Source organism: Aureimonas pseudogalii (assembly GCF_014196835.1).
Taxonomy (GTDB): Bacteria; Pseudomonadota; Alphaproteobacteria; order Rhizobiales; family Rhizobiaceae; genus Aureimonas; species Aureimonas pseudogalii.
Genome location: NZ_JACIEK010000042.1, coordinates 1 through 4,220, shown reverse-complemented (window position 1 = coordinate 4,220; position 4,220 = coordinate 1). Strand labels below are relative to the sequence as shown.

Here is a 4,220-nt window from a genome sequence, read left to right as displayed (position 1 = left end):
CCCCGGCGATCGTCGACCCGCGGGACGCCGTGCGACAACGGGAAGAACGGCGATATCCGCGCCATCTGGCGCTCGCTCAGAAAAAACAGACCGGCTATCCGAACCTTCGTCCGAAAGCCGAACCGGGTCAAACATCAAATCGGATTTAACAGGTCGTGCTCAGCTGAAAACATGATACACTTGAAGGGATAGCATTTTTAGGCTCACAACCTTACTCTGCTTCGACCTACCAAAGCCCCATTGCGTTCGTCGGCAAAGTGACAGCCTGAAGCTTGGGAATGTCTTTTCGCAGGGAGACAGCATAGTGTGAATTAGCTTGTATGACCGTACCCGTGTCAAAAGCACCGTTTTTGAAAATTTCGATCATGTTTTCCCTCACAGCCCCCTCCAAGCCGTCAAACATTTTAGTTTCGAGACTAGCTAGGGTTCTCCACGTTTTGTAATTACTGATTTTACCATGCCAAGTCTTCACCGATTTCAACTGATCCGTTTTTTCGAAGAGTTTTTTTCGTGAGTCGACGGAAAACGACGAACCTTGCGACCCTCTATTGATGGTCGAAAGAATACTGAGGTCCGTAGTGTCGGCGGGAGCCATTTCTTCATCGGCCAACCACGTGTCGGTAATGAAAATCGAAAGACGTTTACTGGGATTCTTCTTAAACTGCTGGATGGATGCCCAGCACGCAAATTCGTTTCCGCCAAAATTGAATCCACTGCAGAAAAAACGAAATAGTTTATTGTATGTTTCATTTTTAGTATTGGATAATTGGGTTGGGTTTGCAGCCAAGAACTGCTCGATCGATGTAAATACCGCCATGATACCTTTGATCCGAATGCGATGAAAACCACATTAGAAAGCTATGTTTATAAGCGATGATAGCATGTTGCTCTTGAAGGTGTCATGGTTGGGGTTGCGCCTTGAGACGCTCAGCCATCTCTTTAGAAAGGTGGACTTGTCCCGGGAAAGTGGAGAGCTCCTCTGACGGAAAGAGGAGTATTTTATAGGCAAGCCGCAGCCGGTTCGGCAAGAAGTTCGAGGCGGAGGCCATTCGTCTGGTGGGGACGAGCGGGCGCACGCAGCGGGGTCGGCGAGGACCTCGGCATCGGGCTTTCGACGCCGCGCCGTTGACACGACAAGCGCCGGGAGCGTGATCTGGAAGCGCCGCCTCCCGAGCGCCAAGAGGACATGGCGACCGAGATGAAGCGGCTGCAGCGCGAGAACGAGATCCTTCGCCGGGAGCGCGAGATCCCGAAGAGTGCCGCGACTTTTTCGCGAAGGAAGGAAGTCGACGAGGTTCCGTCTCATCGACGCGGCGAAGAAGGATGGTCCTGTCCAGCGCCTGTGCAGGGTCCTCGGCGTCAGTCCGAGCGGTCCCTTCGCCTGGAAGGAGCGTCCGGCTTGTCACCGTCAGCGTACCGACCTGATGCTGCTCGCTCTTGTTCAGGCAGCCTTTGCCGTGTCGAAGGGGACGTATGGCAGCCCGCGCATGGTGCGCGAGCGACGCGACGCTGGCTTGCCGATCGGGCGCCGGCGCGTTGCCCGCCTGATGCGCGAGAACGGTATGAAGGCGCGGCAGAAGCGGCGCTTCAAGCGCACCACCGACAGCCCTCCCGCCTTCCCGATCGCGCCGAGCCTCCTGGATGAGGGCTTCGCGGCGAGCGGTCCGAACCAGAAACGGCCTATCGGCGCATGCCAGGATGCGCCTGTCGGCTGCGAGGGCGCGGACATCTCCTACGTCTGGACGCGGGAGGGGTGGCTGTATCTGGCTGTCGTGATCGACCTCTTCGCCCGACGCGTCGTCGGCTGGGTACGATGGTCGAGACCTTCGTCAAGACCCGAAAGGCCGAACTCGTCTCACGCACTGTCTTCTAGAACCGTGCCGAGGCAACCAGCGCGATCAGCCTCTACTGCGACGGCTTCTACAACCCCGTCCGGCGCCATTTAGAGCAGATCTGGTTCACGTTGCATCGTATCCTGCGGCTTGGAAGCAGTTGGCGCATTCGTTTGGCGTGAAGGCTGGGACGAGGTCACCGACAGCTCGCCATAAGGTGTCGATGGTGCGCTCGCCTCTGGCGCGCAGCAGAGACTTCAGCTTGGCGAAGGCGTTCTCGATCGGGTTGAAGTCGGGTGAGTAGGGCGGTAGGAAGCGCAAGCTCGCCCCTGCTGCCTCGATGGCTATCCGAACGCCATCGATCTTATGAGCTGGCAGATTATCCATGATGACGACATCACCGGGCGAAAGCGTTGGTACGAGCACTTGCACGACATAGGCTAGGAACACCCGACCGTTCATGGCGCCGCCATAGACGAATGGAGCTGTCATGCCCGACAGCCGGAGCGCGCCTGTAAAGGTCGTGGTCTTCCAGTGACCGTGTGGCACGCCGGATCGGCAGCGCTCGCCACGCGGCGCTCGACCCCGAAGGCGCGCCATCTTCGTGCTCAGCCCTGTCTCGTCGATGAACACAAGCTTGGCCGGGTCCAGGTCGATCTGGCCCTCGAACCAGGCTTGCCGGCGCATCAAGACGTCCGGTCGCTCCTGCTCCAGTGCGTGTGCGGTCTTTTTTTGAACGTCCAGCTCCGCCGACGGAGCCAGGCGCTCAGCGCTGAACGGCCCAGATGCAGGTCGCGCTCGACGACCAGACGCTCCACCATCTCGTCCAGCGTGATGTCCCTGCGATCGTGGATCATCGTCTCAATAAACCCGGCATGGGCGTCCAGGCGCGAGCCTCGCCGTCCGCCCCAAGGGCGGGCCGAGCGCTCCCCCATCCGGGCGCGTGCCGCCCAACGCACCGCGGTCGCTGCGCTGATCCCAAACCGGACCGCAGCGCGCCGAGCCGATGACCGCTCGGCCTCCTTCAAAACGCGCTCACGCAGATCGTCGCTGTAGGGCCGTACCATCGTCCACTCCGCACAAGACGGAACGTGAATCACAGACTCCCGGATGACTCAATCCAAGCCGGATCTGCTCTAGCGTTGGACTTCATTAGCCCGCGGCAGTTCAAAAGGCAGGCCGCGCAACATCCAAACCGCTCTCCACTTTCCCGAGACAAGTCCAATCCAAACCGCGCAGGAGTTGGATCAACCTGGGGTGGACCGCCATTCGCGCGCGGTGCAGCCGTACTCTTCGCGAAAGGCGTGGCTGAAATGATCCATTCTCTTGAATCCGACCGAGTCCGCGATCTCTCGGATCTGGCGATGATCATTCGGGTCGCGTAGGGCCGAAGCCGCCTTGGCCAAGCGCGCCGTTCGCAGGTGAGCGGCCAGACCCGGCGAGCCGGAGAAAGCGCGATAGAGTGAAGCGCGCGACGTGTCGGCGAGGAGTGCGAGCTTTCGGACATCGAAGTCCTTCTCGGCGCACCTTAGGTCAATGATCCAGCCGATCTTGGCACGTAACGACATCTGAATCCCGTCGTCCGTCAGTTGACACCCGCCTCCAGCGCCAAGACAGGTGAGGACATGCGCCATGAGATCCCGTTCAATTGTGGCTTCATCTTCGCTGCCGTCCTGAGCTCGCGCCAGTGCGGTGGGGATGTGATCCACGAGCGGGGCGGCGGCTGGCCCGGACAGGACGAGCCCGTGAAGGCACTCGACGTTCGGAACAAAGCGTTTCAGGACGCTTCGGGGCATGGTGATCGTTACGCAGCGCGCGCTGGTCGACGTCTGCGTGAAGGGTAACCCGAGATGCCCAATGAGAACGCTGCTTTCCTTGCCCTCATAGGTGCCGAACGGCGTCTCGCCGCGAAAGCGGCCCTTCAGGTTCACCGCGATGCTGATGTGGTCGAAGCCGTCCGCCCGGATCATCGAGGCGATGCGGTGATAGGTCTGTCCGGTCATCCGGGTATCGTTGACGACCATCGACCCAAGCCTGAAAGCTCGTGCGTGAGAAAAGAACGGCGCTTCCGGGGGGTCGGTGCGCATGAGCGTAGCCAGGCTCGGCCAGGGTCGCGCTCGCCACGCGTCGTAACGGTCGACGGCATTGAACCTCTTGGTCGTGAATTCCGTGATCAGCATAGACTATTCGTTTTGCGCCGGGACATTGAGCGGTGGCCGCCAGGTTTCGAGCCGCTGTTACACATACGCCCCTCGACTGCGAGCGGAGTCTCGTGGCCTCCGTTGCGAAGCCTCGCTGGACTTGCCCCGGGAAAGTGGAGAGCTCTTCTGAAGGAAAGAGGAGCATTTCATGGGCAAGCCGCAGCGCCGGTTCGGGAAGGAGTTTGAA

At 59.8% G+C, this 4,220-nt stretch carries 3 protein-coding genes and 1 pseudogene; 1 reads left to right on the top strand and 3 read right to left on the bottom strand.

Annotated elements, in window-relative coordinates; genetic code table 11:
• Positions 1 to 226 precede the first annotated feature (226 nt).
• Positions 227 to 817: a hypothetical protein gene (locus GGR04_RS23580; protein WP_183203033.1), complete on the bottom strand. Its 591-nt coding sequence runs from the start codon at positions 815 to 817 to the stop codon at positions 227 to 229.
• A gap of 230 nt (positions 818 to 1,047) precedes the next feature.
• Here GGR04_RS23580 and GGR04_RS23575 point away from each other — a divergent pair.
• Positions 1,048 to 1,942, top strand: a pseudogene (locus tag GGR04_RS23575) (IS3 family transposase); the annotation flags it as partial.
• 16 nt (positions 1,943 to 1,958) lie between these two features.
• Here the strand turns inward: GGR04_RS23575 and GGR04_RS23570 are convergent.
• Positions 1,959 to 2,899 (bottom strand): IS630 family transposase gene (locus tag GGR04_RS23570; RefSeq protein ID WP_183203031.1). Its coding sequence is split into 2 segments (ribosomal slippage): positions 1,959 to 2,566 and positions 2,566 to 2,899, totalling 942 coding nucleotides; the frame shifts between segments, so codons are not numbered across the junction.
• Between the two features lie 180 nt (positions 2,900 to 3,079).
• A complete protein-coding gene (locus GGR04_RS23565; protein ID WP_183203029.1) occupies positions 3,080 to 4,012 on the bottom strand; it encodes a helix-turn-helix transcriptional regulator in 933 nt (310 codons plus the stop codon).
• Between the last annotated feature and the right edge of the window lie 208 nt (positions 4,013 to 4,220).